The following is a 13,276-nucleotide window of genomic DNA, read 5'->3' as shown; positions in this document are numbered from 1 at the left end:
CCGTCGGTGCGGTCAGCGCCCGCCCGTGACGTCGACGATGGACGCTGTGAGATAGCTCGCCTCGTCGGACATCAGCCACACGATGGCGTTCGCGATCTCGTCCGGCCGACCGGCACGTCCCATCGGCAGGCTCGGACCCATGGTCAGCGCCCGGTCGGGATCGCCTGAGGCAGCGTGGATCTCGGTGTCGATCACCCCCGGACGGACGGCGTTCACCCGGACCCCCTCGCCGGCCAACTCCTTGCCCAGCCCCAGGGTGAAGGTGTCGACCGCAGCCTTGCTGGCGGCGTAGTCGATGTAGACGCCGGGGGCGCCGATCCGGGCCGCCCCGCTCGACACGTTGACGATGGAACCGCCCGGCCCGCCGTGGCGGGTGCTGATCCGGCGCACCGCCTCCTGAGCACAGAGCATGGTGCCGAGCACGTTCACGTCGAGCATTCGGCGCAGGCGGGGCAGGCTCATCTGGTCGAAGCGCGAGCTCGCATCGACGATCCCGGCGTTGTTCACCAGGTCGGTCAACCGGCCCAGCTCGGCGTCCACGCGTAGGAACATGGCCTTGACCGCTGCCGGGTCGGCGACGTCCGCTCGCACCAGGACGGCGCGCCGTCCGGCCGCGCGCACGTCGGCCGCCACGGCCTCGGCGGAGGCCAGGTCCCGGGCGTAGTTGATCGCCACGTCCCAGCCGCGCCGGGCCGCCAGCCGGGCCGTCGCCGCCCCGATCCCCCGGCTCGCTCCGGTGATCAGAACCACGCGTGCCGCATCACTCATGAGCCCTCCTCGTCCGGGTTGCTCAGCATGCCAGGCACCCCACCAAACCCGCTCATGCTCCGCAGGGAACGCTTCATGCTCCCCGGCGAACGCCCCGACGCGGTCTCAGCGGAGCATCGAGGTGTCACCCGCGGAGCATCAGCGGGTTGTCGGGGGTTGGTTGTCGGGGGTTGGAGGTGGGAACAGGGTGACGGGGACGGCGGTGAGTCGGCCGGGCAGCGCCTCGACGAGGCGGCGGTCGGGATCTCCGACCGCCATATGGCCCCAGGTCGGCAGGCGGGTCAGCGGCGTCAGCCGGGGGTCGCCGAGGACCTCGCCCACGAGGGGTTTGTCGCCTCCGGTCGCCAACCAGACCGACGGATCGACTGCCGGCACCAGCAGCCGGGCGGCGTGCTCGGCCACGGCGTGCACCAACTCGTCGGCCTGCTTGGCCCGGCGGCGCGCGAACCGCTGCTGCGACCAGCCGCCGGCCGCGGTGCGGCCCTGCACATGCCGCGAGCCCACCTTCGAGGCGGTGATCTCCGCGCCGGGCGGCCCGTGCTGGACGACGGCACAGGCGTACCCGCCGCGCCGCACGATCAGCACCACCGTTCGTCGCGTCGCCTTCAGGTGAGCCTCGGCGTCGTCCAGCGTGCCGCCCGACCACGGCGGATACGGCAGCACACCCTCGGCCCGCTCACCGTCAGCCCCGAGCAGCGTGAAACCCGCTGCCGAGCCGGCCCACTCGAACCCACCGTGGCGGTCGCCGAACCCCGCCACCCAGCGGGCCAGCCGGGACGCCTCGACGCTGACCGTCCGGGCCGGCGACGCGCTCACCCTCAGACGTTGAAGCCGAGTGCCCGCAACTGGTCACGACCGTCATCGGTGATCTTGTCCGGACCCCACGGCGGCATCCAGACCCAGTTGATCCGGGTACCGCTGACCAGCCCCTCGAGTGCCTGATGGGCCTGCTCCTCGATCACGTCGGTGAGCGGGCAGGCGGCCGAGGTCAGGGTCATGTCGATGATGGCCTGGTTGTTCTGGTCGATGGTGACGCCGTAGACCAGGCCCAGGTCGACCACGTTGATGCCGAGCTCGGGGTCGACGACATCGTGCAGCGCCTCCTCGACGTCGGCGACGTTCGCCGGCGTGGGAACGGTGGTGGCGGGCTCGGTCATCGGTTCTCCTCGGTCACGGATTCAACGGGTGCAGTCTCGGCCCCCGACGCCGCCCGTGCCGCCAGGACGGCCGCCTCGAACGCCGTCCAACCCAGCATCGCGCACTTCACGCGGCTCACCAGTCGGCTGACACCGTGGAACGCGACGCCATCGCCGAGCACGTCCTCGTCGCCCTCGACCTCACCGCGCGAACGGATCATGGTGCGGAAGGCGTCGACGACCTCTTCGGCCTCGGCCAGCGGATGACCGGTGAGCAGGTCGTGCAACACCGACACCGAGGCCTGGCTGATCGAACAGCCCTCGCCGTCCCACGAGACGTCGAGCACCTTCGGTGCCCCGCTCGCCAGATCGGCCAGGGCGACCCGCACGGTGACCTCGTCGCCACACAGCGGGTTGTACTGCTTGGACTCGCCGAGCGAGGCCGCGGCGACATCGCGTAGCCCGCGGCCGTGGCGCTCCTTGGCGTGGTCGAGGATGACCTGCTGGTACATCTGATCCAGAGAGCTCATCACGCCACCCCGAAGTAGCCGCGCACCTCGGCCAAGGTCTGGACGAACCGGTCGACCTCGTCGGCGGTGGAGTGCAGGTAGAGGCTCGCCCGGGTGCTCGCGGTGGCGCCGTAGCGGCGGTGCACCGGCTGAGCGCAGTGGTGACCCACCCGGACGGCGATGCCGCGGCTGTCCAGGTACTGCCCGACGTCGTGCGGGTGCACCCCGTCGACCACGACGCTCACCGCGCCCGAGCGGTCGACAGCCCGACCGGCGTCGTCCAGGGTCGGGCCGAGCACGCGGACGCCGGCGACCTGTGCCACGCCCGCGAGCAGCCGCTCGGTGAGGGAGTGCTCGTGCGCGGCGACCCGGTCGATCCCGATCGTCTGCAGGTAGCGGACGGCGGCGTGCCAGGCCACGGCCTGGCTCACCGGTGGGGTGCCGGCCTCGAACTTCTGGGGCGGTTCACGGAAGGTGGTGGCCTCCATGGTCACCTTCTCGACCATCGAGCCCCCGGTGATGAACGGCGGCAGCGCGTCGAGCACCTCGCGGCGTCCGGCCAGGGCGCCGATTCCGTTGGGGCCGAGCATCTTGTGCGCCGAGAAGGCTGCCAGATCAACACCCAGTGCGGCGAAGTCGACCCCCAGGTGCGGCACCGACTGGCAGGCGTCCACCACGGTGAGCGCGCCGACGGCCCGCGCCCGGGCGACCAGCTCGGCCACCGGATTGACCGTGCCCAGCACGTTCGAGACGTGCGTGAAGGCCAGCACCTTGGTGCGCGCCGTGACCAGCTCGTCGAGCGTGGTCAGGTCGAGCCGGCCGTCATCGGTCAGCCCGATCCAGCGCAACGTGGCACCCGACCGGGCACAGGCCTGCTGCCAGGGCACCAGGTTGGCATGGTGTTCCATCTCGGTGACCAGCACCTCGTCACCCGGGCCCAGGGCCAACGGACCCGAGCCGGGCCCGGCCGACAGTCCGTACGTGACCAGGTTGAGCGCCTCGGTGGCGTTGCGGGTCCAGACCAGCTCGTCCTCGCCCCGCCCGACGAAGGAGGCGACCGCGACCCGGGCATCCTCGTAGGCGATGGTCGCCTCCTCGGCGACGGTGTGCGCGCCCCGGTGCACCGCGGCGTTCGAGCGCTCCAGGAACTCGCGCTCGGCGTCCAGGACGGCGCGCGGCCGCTGCGAGGTGGCCCCGGAGTCGAGGTAGGCCAGCGGGAAGCCGTGCACCTCGCGGGACAACAACGGGAAGTCGGCCCGGATCGCGGCCAGTTCGGCCGCGTCGAAGGGTCGCGCATCCGTCGACGAGCCCGGCACCGGTCTCGTCCCCGGTGCCGTGCCGCTGCTCGCGTGATCGGCCAGCGTCGTGCTCACGAGGTGGCAGCCCCCGCCCCGGTGAACCGGTCATAGCCCTCGGCCTCGAGCCGCTCGGCGAGCTCGGGTCCGCCCTCCTCGGCGATCTGGCCGTCGACGAAGACGTGCACGAAGTCGGGCCGGATGTAGTTCAGGATGCGGGTGTAGTGGGTGATCAGCAGCACGCCCAGGTCGCCACCCGCGGCGGCCCGGTTCACCCCTTCGGAGACCACTCGCAACGCGTCGACGTCCAGGCCGGAGTCGGTCTCGTCCAGAATCGCGATCTTCGGCTTCAACAGCTCGAGCTGCAGGATCTCGTGGCGCTTCTTCTCTCCGCCCGAGAAACCCTCGTTGACGTTGCGCTCGGCGAAGGCCGGGTCCATCCGCAACGAGTCCATGGCGGCGCGCACGTCCTTGACCCAGTGCCGCAGTGCCGGCGCCTTGCCGTCCATCGCGGTCTTGGCGGTCCGCAGGAAGTTCGACACGGTCACCCCGGGCACCTCGACCGGGTACTGCATCGCCAGGAACAGCCCGGCCCTCGCCCGCTCGTCGACGGACATCGCGAGCACGTCCTCGCCGTCCAGGGTGATGCTGCCGGACGTCACGGTGTACTTGGGGTGGCCCGCGACCGAGTAGGCCAGGGTCGACTTGCCCGAGCCGTTCGGCCCCATGATGGCGTGGGTCTCACCGGCGCGGACGGTCAGGTCGACCCCGCGGAGGATCTCCTTGACTCCCTGCTCGGCCTCCACGGTCACGTGCAGGTCACGGATCTCCAGGGTGGACATTCAGCTCTCCTCCAGAACCAGGGGGGCACTCACGTCGACCAGCACCTGGCCGGCCTCGAGGCTCACGGGGTAGACCGCCACCGGCCGGATCGCCGGCAGCGCAAGTGGTTTGCCGGTGCGCAGGTCGAATCGCGACCCGTGTAACCAGCACTCGATGGAACAGTCCTCGACCTCGCCCTCGGCGAGCGAGACGTCGGCGTGTGAGCAGGTGTCGGCGATGGCGTGCACCTCGCCGTGGGCATCACGCACCACGGCCACCGCCACGCCGTCCAGCATCACCCGAACCGCGCCCGGGTTCGGCACGTCGTCCAGCGCCACCGCAACCTGCGGGCTCACCGGACACCCGCCTCGCCGGTCGTACCGTTCGAGCCCGCAGTGCCGTTCGTTCCGGTCGAGCTACCCGCAGCCAGCTCGGCATCGATGGCCGACTCCAGTCGCTCGGTGAGCTCGGGGACGCCGACCCGCTGCAAGAGTTCGACGAAGAACGCCCGCACCACCATGCGCCGGGCCTCGTCGGCCGGGATGCCGCGGGCCTGCAGGTAGAACAACTGCTCGTCGTCGAACCGGCCGGTGGCGCTGGCATGGCCGGCGCCGACGATCTGGCCGGTCTCGATCTCGAGGTTGGGCACCGAGTCGGCTCGGGCCCCCTCGGTGAGCACCAGGTTGCGGTTGAGCTCGTAGGTGTCGGTGCCGTCTGCCTCGGCCCGGATCAGCACATCGCCCACCCAGACGGTATGAGCGTTCGCACCCTGCAGCGCGCCCTTGTAGATCACGTTGCTGCGGCAGTTCGGCATCCCGTGGTCGACGAACAACCGGTGCTCCAGGTGCTGGCCGGCGTCGGCGAAGTACAGCCCGAGCAACTCGACCTCGGCGCCGGGGCCGGCGAAGGCGACCGACGGCGCGATCCGGACGACGTCCCCGCCCAGGGTGACCACGACGTGCTTCAGCCGTGCGTCACGGCCCAGCCGGATGCGATGCCCGGACAGGTGCACCGCCGCGGCGTCCCAGTCCTGGATGCTCACCACGGTCAGCTCGGCGGCATCGGCCACATCGATCTCGACGTTCACCGCGACGGTCTCGGTGCCGGTGTGGTCGAGCACGACCACACCGCGCGACTGCGCCTGGGCCAACACGGCCACGTGGGCGTACTGCAGGCCACCCTGACCGGCGATCGCCACCGTCGTGGGCCGGACGACGTCCAGGCCCCGAGGAACGGTCACCACCAGCGCCTCGCCGAAACCGGCCCAGGCCCGGGCGGCGACGCGATCCTCCGGCGCACCGCACCGGCCCAGTCGGACGTCGTCTCGACCGACGACCTCGACCTGAACGCCCTCGGCGGCATCGATGCTCACCCGGGCGGGCTCGCCCCGGGCGGGTGCCCCGGCGTGCAGCTCGTGCAGGCGGTCCATCGGCGTGAACCGCCAGTCCTCCTCGCGGCCCGAGGGCACAGCGAAGTCGGCCGGGTCGAAGCTGGTGCGACGTTCGGCGCGCGACTGGTCGGGCACCCCCAGATGGTGGGTGTGCGGCCGGGCCACCCCGGCTGCGGCCGGGGTCGGTGTCTGCTTCCCGGCGTCCTCCCCCGCCGCGGCGGCCTCGGTGCCTGTCGTGGTGGCCGTCATCAGCCGACTGCCCCTTCCATCTGCAGCTCGATCAATCGGTTCAACTCCAGGGCGTACTCCATCGGCAGCTCCCGGGCGATGGGCTCGACGAAGCCACGCACGATCATCGCCATCGCCTCCTCCTCGCTCATGCCGCGCGACATCAGGTAGAAGAGCTGGTCGTCGCTCACCTTCGAGACCGTGGCCTCGTGGCCCATGCGCACGTCGTCCTCACGGACGTCGACGTAGGGGTAGGTGTCCGAGCGGCTGATGGTGTCGACCAGCAGGGCATCGCAGCGCACCGTCGAGGCGCTGTGGTGAGAACCCTCGAGCACCTGCACCAGGCCCCGGTAGGAGGTTCGGCCACCGCCGCGAGCCACCGACTTCGACACGATCGAGGACGACGTGTGCGGGGCGGCGTGGACCATCTTGGCGCCGGCGTCCTGGTGCTGGCCCTCACCGGCGAAGGCGATCGAGAGGGTCTCCCCCGTGGCGTGCTCGCCCATCAGGAACACGGCGGGGTACTTCATGGTCACCTTGGAGCCGATGTTGCCGTCGACCCATTCCATGGTCGCGCCGGCCTGGGCGACGGCTCGCTTGGTCACCAGGTTGTAGACGTTGTTCGACCAGTTCTGAATGGTCGTGTACCGCACCCGGGCGTCCTTCTTCACGATGATCTCGACCACGGCCGAGTGCAGCGAGTCGGACTTGTAGATCGGGGCGGTACATCCCTCGACGTAGTGCACGTACGAGCCCTCGTCGGCGATGATCAGCGTCCGCTCGAACTGGCCCATGTTCTCGGTGTTGATCCGGAAATAGGCCTGCAGCGGGATCTCGACCTGCACGCCCTTGGGCACGTAGATGAACGACCCACCCGACCAGACCGCCGTGTTCAGGGCAGCGAACTTGTTGTCGCCCACCGGGATCACGGTGGCGAAGTTCTCGCGGAACAGGTCCTCGTGCTCTCGCAGGGCGGTGTCGGTGTCGAGGAACAGCACGCCCTTCTCCTCCAGGTCCTCGCGGATCTGGTGGTAGACCACCTCGGACTCGTACTGGGCTGCCACCCCCGCGATCAGCCGCTGCTTCTCGGCCTCGGGGATGCCCAGCCGGTCGTAGGTGCGCTTGATGTCCTCGGGCAGCTCCTCCCACGTGGTGGCCTGCTTCTCGGTGGAGCGCACGAAGTACTTGATGTTGTCGAAGTCGATGCCGCTGAGGTCGCTGCCCCAGGTCGGCATCGGCTTGCGGCCGAACAGCCGCAGGCCCTTGAGCCGCATCTCGAGCATCCAGTCCGGCTCGTTCTTGAGCGCCGAGATGTTGCGCACGACCTCTTCGTTCAACCCTCGACGAGCGGTGGCACCCGCGGCGTCCGGGTCGGCCCAGCCGTACTCGTAGCGGCCGAGGCCCTCGAGTTCGGGGCGGGCTGTGGTGGTCATCGGCTCTGCCTCTCGGTGGACGGCTGGTGCGCTGAGGACGGGTGGTTCGGTGAGGACTCGCGGGGCGTGGGGTTCTCGGGGACGTAGGTGGTGCACACGTGCTCGCCGTGGGCCAGGGTGGCGAGTCGTTGCACGTGCACCCCGAGCAGCCGTGAGAATGCGTCGGTCTCGGCCTCGCACAGCTCGGGGAACTCGCGGGCGACGTCCTGCACCGGGCAGTGCCCCTGGCACAACTGGACCCCGAGCGAACCCGCTCCGGTGGCCGGGACGGGGACGGGACGGGTGGTGGCGGCATAGCCGTCACTCGACAGCGCCTCGGCCAGCGCGCTCGCCCGGTCCGACGGGCTCTGTCCCGCGGCCTCCACGGCATCACGGTGGCGGTGCTCGAGGTCGGCGACGCGTAGGTCGGCGAAGCGGCGGACGGCGTCCGGGCCGGCCACATCGGACAGGTACCGCAACGCGGAGTTGGCCAGGTCGCCGTACCCGGTGGTCATCTCGGCGTGACCGGTGTCGGTCAGGACGAAGGCACGCGCCGGGCGGCCTCGGCCCCGCTGACGGGGGGCCGTGGTCTGCCAGGTGGTCACCAGCCCGGCGGCCTGCAACTGGTCGAGCTGGCGCCGCACGCCGGCCGTGGTCATGCCCAACTGGTCGGCGATGTCGGCAACGGTCACCGGCCCGCGGCGCAACACCACCTGGGCGATGCGGTCGCGGGTGCGCTCGTCGCTCTCGGGGAGCGGTGGCGACTGCCCGATGAATTTCACGACATAAGTATTGCGTTAATCGCGGCACGTCTCAACTCGGGCTCGAGTTGCCCCGCCGGACGGGCACGGAACAGTGCCGACCTAGACTGCCGACCGTGACCCCGGACGCCGCGTTGCAGCTGGATGAGCTCACGGTCCGCTACGGCGGTCGGGACGGCCGGATCGCGGTCGACGGATTGAGCCTGATCGCCCCGCTGGGTCGGGTGACAGCCCTGCTGGGGCCCAACGGAGCCGGCAAGACCACGACCGTCGAGTGCTGCGAAGGCCTGCGGCAGGCCACCTCCGGGCAGGTACGGGTGCTCGGTCTGGACCCGGTCGCCGACCACCGTCGGCTGCGGCACCGGGTGGGTGTGATGCTGCAGGACGGCGGGCTGCCCACCGGTGCCCGGGCCGGCGAGGTGCTCCGGCACGTGGCCTCGCTCCACGAGAACCCCGAGGATCCCGCGGAGCTGATGCACCGGTTGGGCCTGACCGAACACGCCCGCACCATGGTGCGACGCCTGTCCGGCGGCCAGCGGCAGCGTCTGGCGATGGCACTGGCCCTGGTGGGCCGGCCCGACCTGGTCTTCCTGGACGAGCCCACGGCGGGCCTCGACCCGCAGTCGCGCCACGCCGTCTGGGACATCGTGCGTGAACTGAGTGGGCGCGGGGTCAGCGTGGTGCTCACCACCCACTTGATGGACGAGGCGGAGACCCTCGCCGATCACGTGGTCGTGATCGATCGCGGCCGGCTGATCGCCGAGGGCAGTCCGGCCGAGCTCACCGGTGGCTCGGCCGACGCCCTGACCTTCTCGGGGCCGGCCGGGCTCGACCTGATCGATCTGGCCGCAGCGTTGCCGGCCGGGGCCACCGTGGCCGAGACCGCAGCAGGTCAGTACAAGGTGTCGTCCCACCCCGACTCCCCACTGGACGCCGCTGCGGTGGCTGCGGTCACGGCGTGGTGTGCGGCGCATCACGTGTTGCCCGAAGGGCTGACCCTGGGGCGGCGCAGCCTCGAGGACGTGTTCTTGCACCTGACCGGACGGGAGATGCGATGACGGCCACGGCCCGGGCGCTCGCCCAGGCGCAGTTCGACACCCGGATCATGCTGCGCAACGGCGAGCAGCTGTTGCTGACCATGATCCTTCCCTCGCTGATCCTGATCCTGCTCAGCCGGGTGGCGCTGCCGGGGGTTCGGCTGCAGCCCGGCGAGCACTGGGTGGACCTGATCGCTCCCGGCGTGCTCGCGTTGGCGGTGATGTCGATCTCGTTCACCGGGCAGGCCATCGGGACGGGCTTCGACCGACGTCACGGTGTGCTGCGGATGCTGGCCACCACCCCCCTGGGACGCAGCGGGCTGCTCACCGGCCGCATGCTGGCGGTGCTGGCCGTCGAGGTGGTGCAGGTCGTCGTCCTCGGGGTGCTGGCCACGGCGCTCGGCTGGCAGCCGCGCCTGGCCGGGGTGGGCGCCGCCGTCGTCCTGATCCTGTTGGGCACCGGCGCCTTCGTGGCGCTGGGCCTGCTGCTCGCCGGCACGCTGCGGGCCGAGGCGGTGCTCGCGGGCGCGAACCTGGCCTGGGTGCTGTTGCTCGCCGGTGGTGGCGTGATCGCGCCGAGCAGTGCCATGGGGTCGTGGGGACAGGTGGCCCGCTGGCTGCCCTCCGGTGCCCTGGGTGACGGGTTGCGAGCAGCGCTGATCGACGGTCGATGGGACGGTTTCGCCGTACTCGTCCTGGCGGCCTGGACGATTGTGGCCACGGCCATGACGATCCGGTTCTTCCGCTGGGAGTGAGCAGTTCTAGGCTGCAGTCATGACGACCGGAACAACCCCGGACCAGCTCTCCGTGTCGACCTCCGCCCCCTGGGGCGCCGCGCGCATCGCGCTGCTGGCCAACCTTGTCTCTCAAGTACTGATCGTGCTCACCGGCGGTCTGGTTCGGCTCACCGGATCGGGCCTGGGCTGTCCGACCTGGCCGCAGTGCACGCCGGGCTCCTTCACCCCGGTGGCGCACCAGGCCGAGGGCTATCACAAGAACATCGAGTTCGGTAACCGCACCCTGACGTTCCTGCTCACCGCCGCAGCCATCGCGGTGTTGGTGACGGTTGTGCGGGTCAACCGTCAGCAGTGGAAGGCGGCCTCGCTGCCCCTGCTGCTGGTGGTGGCCCAAGCAGTGCTCGGTGGCGTGACGGTGCTGCTCGACCTGTCGCCGTCCATCGTGGCGGCCCACCTGCTGCTGTCGATGGTCTCGATCGCGATCTCGACCTGGCTGTGGTTGAGCCTGCCGCCGCGGGCACCCTTCGCCGAATCGGCCCCACCTGCCGTGGCCCGGCCGCTGGTATCGCTGGCAGCAGCCAGCGGCAGCGCCGTGCTGGTGCTGGGCACCGTGGTCACCGGATCGGGTCCGCACTCCGGGGACGCCGACACCCCAGCTCGCTTCGGCTTCGACCCTCGTCTGGTGAGCATGATCCACTCGGGGTCCGTCTGGATCTTCGTCATCGGGCTGGTGTCGCTGCTCGTGATCCTGCGCCGCGCCGGCGCCACCGGGGCGCTGTACCGCTGGGCACACATCGCCTTCGGCATCGCCGTGGTGCAGGGCGTGGTGGGCTACGTGCAGTACGCCACTGGCCTGCCGTGGGGTGTGGTGGCGGTGCACATGCTGCTCGCCGGTCTGATCGTCATCCCGGTCACCGCGATGGTCGAGACGCTACGCCGATACCCCCGCACTCGCTGACCCCCGGCGACCTCACTGACTCGGTGATCATGCAATCCGTGCACGCTCGTGAAGCTCTTCACGAGCGTGCACGGATTGCATGATCACGAAGAGGCGGGACTCAGGCCCGTGCAGCCCGGTGGATCGGGCCGTGGGTCTCGGCACAGCACGTCGCGGCGGCATCGGCAGCCTCCGCCACGTGGTCACCGAGATGGTCGACCTGCAGCGTGGTGTGCCCGATCTGGTGCTCGGTGCGCAACAGCTCCTCGATCGCCGTCCGGATGCCGTGGCAGTCGCCGTGGTCGGCCACGATCACGTGCGCGCTGAGTGCTGCCTGCCCCGAGGTGATCTGCCACAGATGCAGGTCGTGCACCTCGACCACGGCGGGCAGGCCCACCAACTGGGTCCCGATCGCGTCGACGTCCATGCCCGCCGGTGCCGCTTCGAGCAGGATCCGGCTCGACGCACGTACCAGTCCCGAGCCGGAGGTGACCATCAGCACGACGACGATCAACGACGCGATGGCATCGGCTCGGGTGAACCCTGTGAGCACCATGACCACTCCGGCCGTCAGCGTGGCCAGGAAGGCGAACAAGTCGTTCAGGATGTGCTGGAAGGCACCCTGGACATTGAGGCTGGACCGGTTGGCGCGCGAGATGCAGGCCACGGCCAGCAGATTCACCACAACCCCCACGGCGGCGGTCACCAACACCAGACTGCCGACCACCTGGGGAGGGTTCACCAGCCGCCGAACCGCTTCGACGGCCAACCATGCGCCCAACAGCAGCAGGGTCCAGCCGTTGGCCTGCGCAGACAGGATCTCGGCACGCTTCAACCCGAAGGTGTATCCGCCCTGGGGCGGGCTCTGAGCCAGCCGCATGGCGATCAGCGCGAGCACGAGCGACATCGTGTCGGTGAGCATGTGTGCGGCGTCCGAGAGCAGCGCGAGCGAGTCGGCGATCAACCCGACCACCACTTCGCCGAGCATGAACACCATGATCAGAATCAGGGCGGCGAACAGCCACCGGCGATCGGCATCGGGGCTGATGTCGTGTCCGTGATCGTGCCCGTGCTCCCGGCTGTGCGCGTGGCCGTCAGCGGTCATGGCGACGTCAGAACAGTGTGATCCGCAAGAAGGGGTCCACCGCCACGGCGGTGAAGAGCAGCGTCAGGTAGGTGATCGAGAGATGGAACAGTCGCATCGGTGCGAGCACCACCGTCGCGCCCGCGGCCGATCGCTTCGCCCGCGAGAGCAGTCGATGAGCCTCCAGGAGGAACATCGCCCCGGCGACCACGGCGGTGCCTGCATAGATCAACCCGGTGGCCGGCACCAGCAACAGCGAACAGGCGACCATCGCCCAGGCGTAGATCACCGATTGGCGCGCCACGGTGACCTCGGAGGCGACCACCGGCAGCATCGGCACCCCGGCCGCCGCGTAGTCGTCTCGGAAACGCATCGAGAGCGGCCAGTAGTGCGGCGGCGTCCACAGGAAGATCACACCGAACAGCACCAGTGGCTCCCACGAGATGCTGTCGGTCACGGCAGCCCAGCCGATGAGCACCGGCATGCACCCGGCAGCGCCACCCCACACGATGTTCTGCGATGTCCGCCGCTTGAGCAGCAGGGTGTAGACGAAGACGTAGAACAGGATGGCGCCGAGGGCCAGCATCGCCGACAGCGGGTTCACGGTCACCATGAGCAGCACGATCGACAGCGCGCCGAGCAGCACACTGAAGACCATGGCGTGCCGGGGCGCGATCACCCCGGTGGCCAGGGGCCGGTGGGCGGTCCGGTTCATCACGACGTCGATGTCGCGGTCGAAGTAGCAGTTGAGCGCATTGGCGCTGCCGGCAGCCAGCGTTCCGCCGACCACCGTCATGATCATGGTGAACACCGAGGGCAGGCCACCCGCCGCCAGGATCATCGTGGGCACGGTGGTCACCAGCAGGGTCTCGATGATCCGAGGCTTGGTGAGGGCCACGTAGGCCTTGGCCATGGTCGCGAAGGACGGCCGCGGCCTGGACTCGAGGCGCACCTGGTCCGACGGGATCGCGTGTACGCGGGGATCGACGGTCGTCACGGCGTCCTTTGCTGATCGTTCCGGCGGGGCTGGTGGGACGGACTCACTCTACGCGGCCCCCCGCCGCATCGAGTGCCACGGCTCGCAGTTGCCACGATCGGCGGCGTGGGGACGGCGCCGGAAGGCCGGGACCGGCCGCTGTGGCACGGTGCGTCCGCCACAT

Annotated in this window: 15 protein-coding genes; 3 read left to right on the top strand and 12 right to left on the bottom strand. The window is 70.2% G+C overall.

Features of this window, described 5'->3' with window-relative positions:
- Positions 1 to 12: 12 nt before the first annotated feature.
- The 10 genes from IPK24_14230 to IPK24_14185 form a co-directional block, all read right to left on the bottom strand.
- On the bottom strand, positions 13 to 768 hold the full coding sequence (locus IPK24_14230) for an SDR family oxidoreductase (protein MBK8076682.1): 756 nt from the start codon (positions 766 to 768) through the stop codon (positions 13 to 15).
- A 138-nt stretch (positions 769 to 906) separates the two neighbouring features.
- On the bottom strand, positions 907 to 1,584 hold the full coding sequence (locus IPK24_14225; protein MBK8076681.1) for a hypothetical protein: 678 nt from the start codon (positions 1,582 to 1,584) through the stop codon (positions 907 to 909).
- A gap of 2 nt (positions 1,585 to 1,586) precedes the next feature.
- Entirely contained in the window at positions 1,587 to 1,925 is a 339-nt protein-coding gene (locus tag IPK24_14220; protein ID MBK8076680.1) for a metal-sulfur cluster assembly factor, read from the bottom strand.
- Positions 1,922 to 2,434: an SUF system NifU family Fe-S cluster assembly protein gene (locus tag IPK24_14215; GenBank protein ID MBK8076679.1), complete on the bottom strand. Its 513-nt coding sequence runs from the start codon at positions 2,432 to 2,434 to the stop codon at positions 1,922 to 1,924. The genes IPK24_14220 and IPK24_14215 overlap by 4 nt, the downstream gene beginning before the upstream one ends.
- Positions 2,434 to 3,729 (bottom strand): SufS family cysteine desulfurase, encoded by a 1,296-nt coding sequence (gene sufS, locus IPK24_14210; GenBank protein ID MBK8076678.1) that lies wholly within the window; start codon positions 3,727 to 3,729, stop codon positions 2,434 to 2,436. Before sufS ends, IPK24_14215 begins: the two co-directional genes overlap by 1 nt.
- Before the next feature lie 53 nt (positions 3,730 to 3,782).
- On the bottom strand, positions 3,783 to 4,550 hold the full coding sequence (gene sufC / locus IPK24_14205; GenBank protein MBK8076677.1) for a Fe-S cluster assembly ATPase SufC: 768 nt from the start codon (positions 4,548 to 4,550) through the stop codon (positions 3,783 to 3,785).
- Positions 4,551 to 4,886: a non-heme iron oxygenase ferredoxin subunit gene (locus tag IPK24_14200; GenBank protein MBK8076676.1), complete on the bottom strand. Its 336-nt coding sequence runs from the start codon at positions 4,884 to 4,886 to the stop codon at positions 4,551 to 4,553. It lies immediately after the preceding gene.
- The gene (gene sufD / locus IPK24_14195) at positions 4,883 to 6,169 is read right to left on the bottom strand and encodes a Fe-S cluster assembly protein SufD (GenBank protein ID MBK8076675.1); all 1,287 of its coding nucleotides are present in this window, start codon (positions 6,167 to 6,169) and stop codon (positions 4,883 to 4,885) included. Before sufD ends, IPK24_14200 begins: the two co-directional genes overlap by 4 nt.
- On the bottom strand, positions 6,169 to 7,581 hold the full coding sequence (sufB, locus tag IPK24_14190) for a Fe-S cluster assembly protein SufB (GenBank protein MBK8076674.1): 1,413 nt from the start codon (positions 7,579 to 7,581) through the stop codon (positions 6,169 to 6,171). Before sufB ends, sufD begins: the two co-directional genes overlap by 1 nt.
- The gene (locus tag IPK24_14185) at positions 7,578 to 8,342 is read right to left on the bottom strand and encodes a MarR family transcriptional regulator (protein ID MBK8076673.1); all 765 of its coding nucleotides are present in this window, start codon (positions 8,340 to 8,342) and stop codon (positions 7,578 to 7,580) included. Before IPK24_14185 ends, sufB begins: the two co-directional genes overlap by 4 nt.
- Before the next feature lie 95 nt (positions 8,343 to 8,437).
- On the opposite strand from IPK24_14185, the gene IPK24_14180 reads away from it, so the two are divergent.
- The 3 genes from IPK24_14180 to IPK24_14170 are packed head-to-tail and all read left to right on the top strand — an operon-like array spanning position 8,438 to position 11,053.
- A complete protein-coding gene (locus IPK24_14180; GenBank protein ID MBK8076672.1) occupies positions 8,438 to 9,379 on the top strand; it encodes an ABC transporter ATP-binding protein in 942 nt (313 codons plus the stop codon).
- Positions 9,376 to 10,113 (top strand): ABC transporter permease, encoded by a 738-nt coding sequence (locus tag IPK24_14175; GenBank protein ID MBK8076671.1) that lies wholly within the window; start codon positions 9,376 to 9,378, stop codon positions 10,111 to 10,113. The genes IPK24_14180 and IPK24_14175 overlap by 4 nt, the downstream gene beginning before the upstream one ends.
- A 19-nt stretch (positions 10,114 to 10,132) precedes the next feature.
- Positions 10,133 to 11,053, top strand: a complete 921-nt coding sequence (locus IPK24_14170; protein MBK8076670.1) for a COX15/CtaA family protein — start codon at positions 10,133 to 10,135, stop codon at positions 11,051 to 11,053.
- A gap of 100 nt (positions 11,054 to 11,153) precedes the next feature.
- Here IPK24_14170 and IPK24_14165 read toward each other — a convergent pair whose 3' ends face one another.
- Together IPK24_14165 and IPK24_14160 are read right to left on the bottom strand one after the other, a co-directional pair.
- Positions 11,154 to 12,137, bottom strand: coding sequence for a cation transporter (locus tag IPK24_14165; GenBank protein ID MBK8076669.1), 984 nt, complete (start codon positions 12,135 to 12,137; stop codon positions 11,154 to 11,156).
- Positions 12,138 to 12,144: 7 nt separating this feature from the next.
- Positions 12,145 to 13,113: a protoheme IX farnesyltransferase gene (locus IPK24_14160; protein ID MBK8076668.1), complete on the bottom strand. Its 969-nt coding sequence runs from the start codon at positions 13,111 to 13,113 to the stop codon at positions 12,145 to 12,147.
- Positions 13,114 to 13,276: the final 163 nt, after the last annotated feature.

Source organism: Kineosporiaceae bacterium (assembly GCA_016713225.1).
Classification (GTDB): domain Bacteria; phylum Actinomycetota; class Actinomycetes; order Actinomycetales; family Kineosporiaceae; genus JADJPO01.
The sequence above is the reverse complement of the archived record's forward strand: the minus strand, read 5'-3'. Positions and strand labels throughout refer to the sequence as shown.

Excerpts from the sequence above, each read along its gene's own strand:
- IPK24_14220 (MBK8076680.1), bottom strand. The coding sequence starts at position 1,925 with ATGACCGAGCCCGCCACCACCGTTCCCACGCCGGCGAACGTCGCCGAC.
- sufD (MBK8076675.1), bottom strand. The coding sequence starts at position 6,169 with ATGACGGCCACCACGACAGGCACCGAGGCCGCCGCGGCGGGGGAGGAC.
- IPK24_14230 (MBK8076682.1), bottom strand. The coding sequence starts at position 768 with ATGAGTGATGCGGCACGCGTGGTTCTGATCACCGGAGCGAGCCGGGGG.
- sufC (MBK8076677.1), bottom strand. The coding sequence starts at position 4,550 with ATGTCCACCCTGGAGATCCGTGACCTGCACGTGACCGTGGAGGCCGAG.
- IPK24_14165 (MBK8076669.1), bottom strand. The coding sequence starts at position 12,137 with ATGACCGCTGACGGCCACGCGCACAGCCGGGAGCACGGGCACGATCAC.
- IPK24_14175 (MBK8076671.1), top strand. The coding sequence starts at position 9,376 with ATGACGGCCACGGCCCGGGCGCTCGCCCAGGCGCAGTTCGACACCCGG.
- IPK24_14170 (MBK8076670.1), top strand. The coding sequence starts at position 10,133 with ATGACGACCGGAACAACCCCGGACCAGCTCTCCGTGTCGACCTCCGCC.
- IPK24_14215 (MBK8076679.1), bottom strand. The coding sequence starts at position 2,434 with ATGAGCTCTCTGGATCAGATGTACCAGCAGGTCATCCTCGACCACGCC.
- sufB (MBK8076674.1), bottom strand. The coding sequence starts at position 7,581 with ATGACCACCACAGCCCGCCCCGAACTCGAGGGCCTCGGCCGCTACGAG.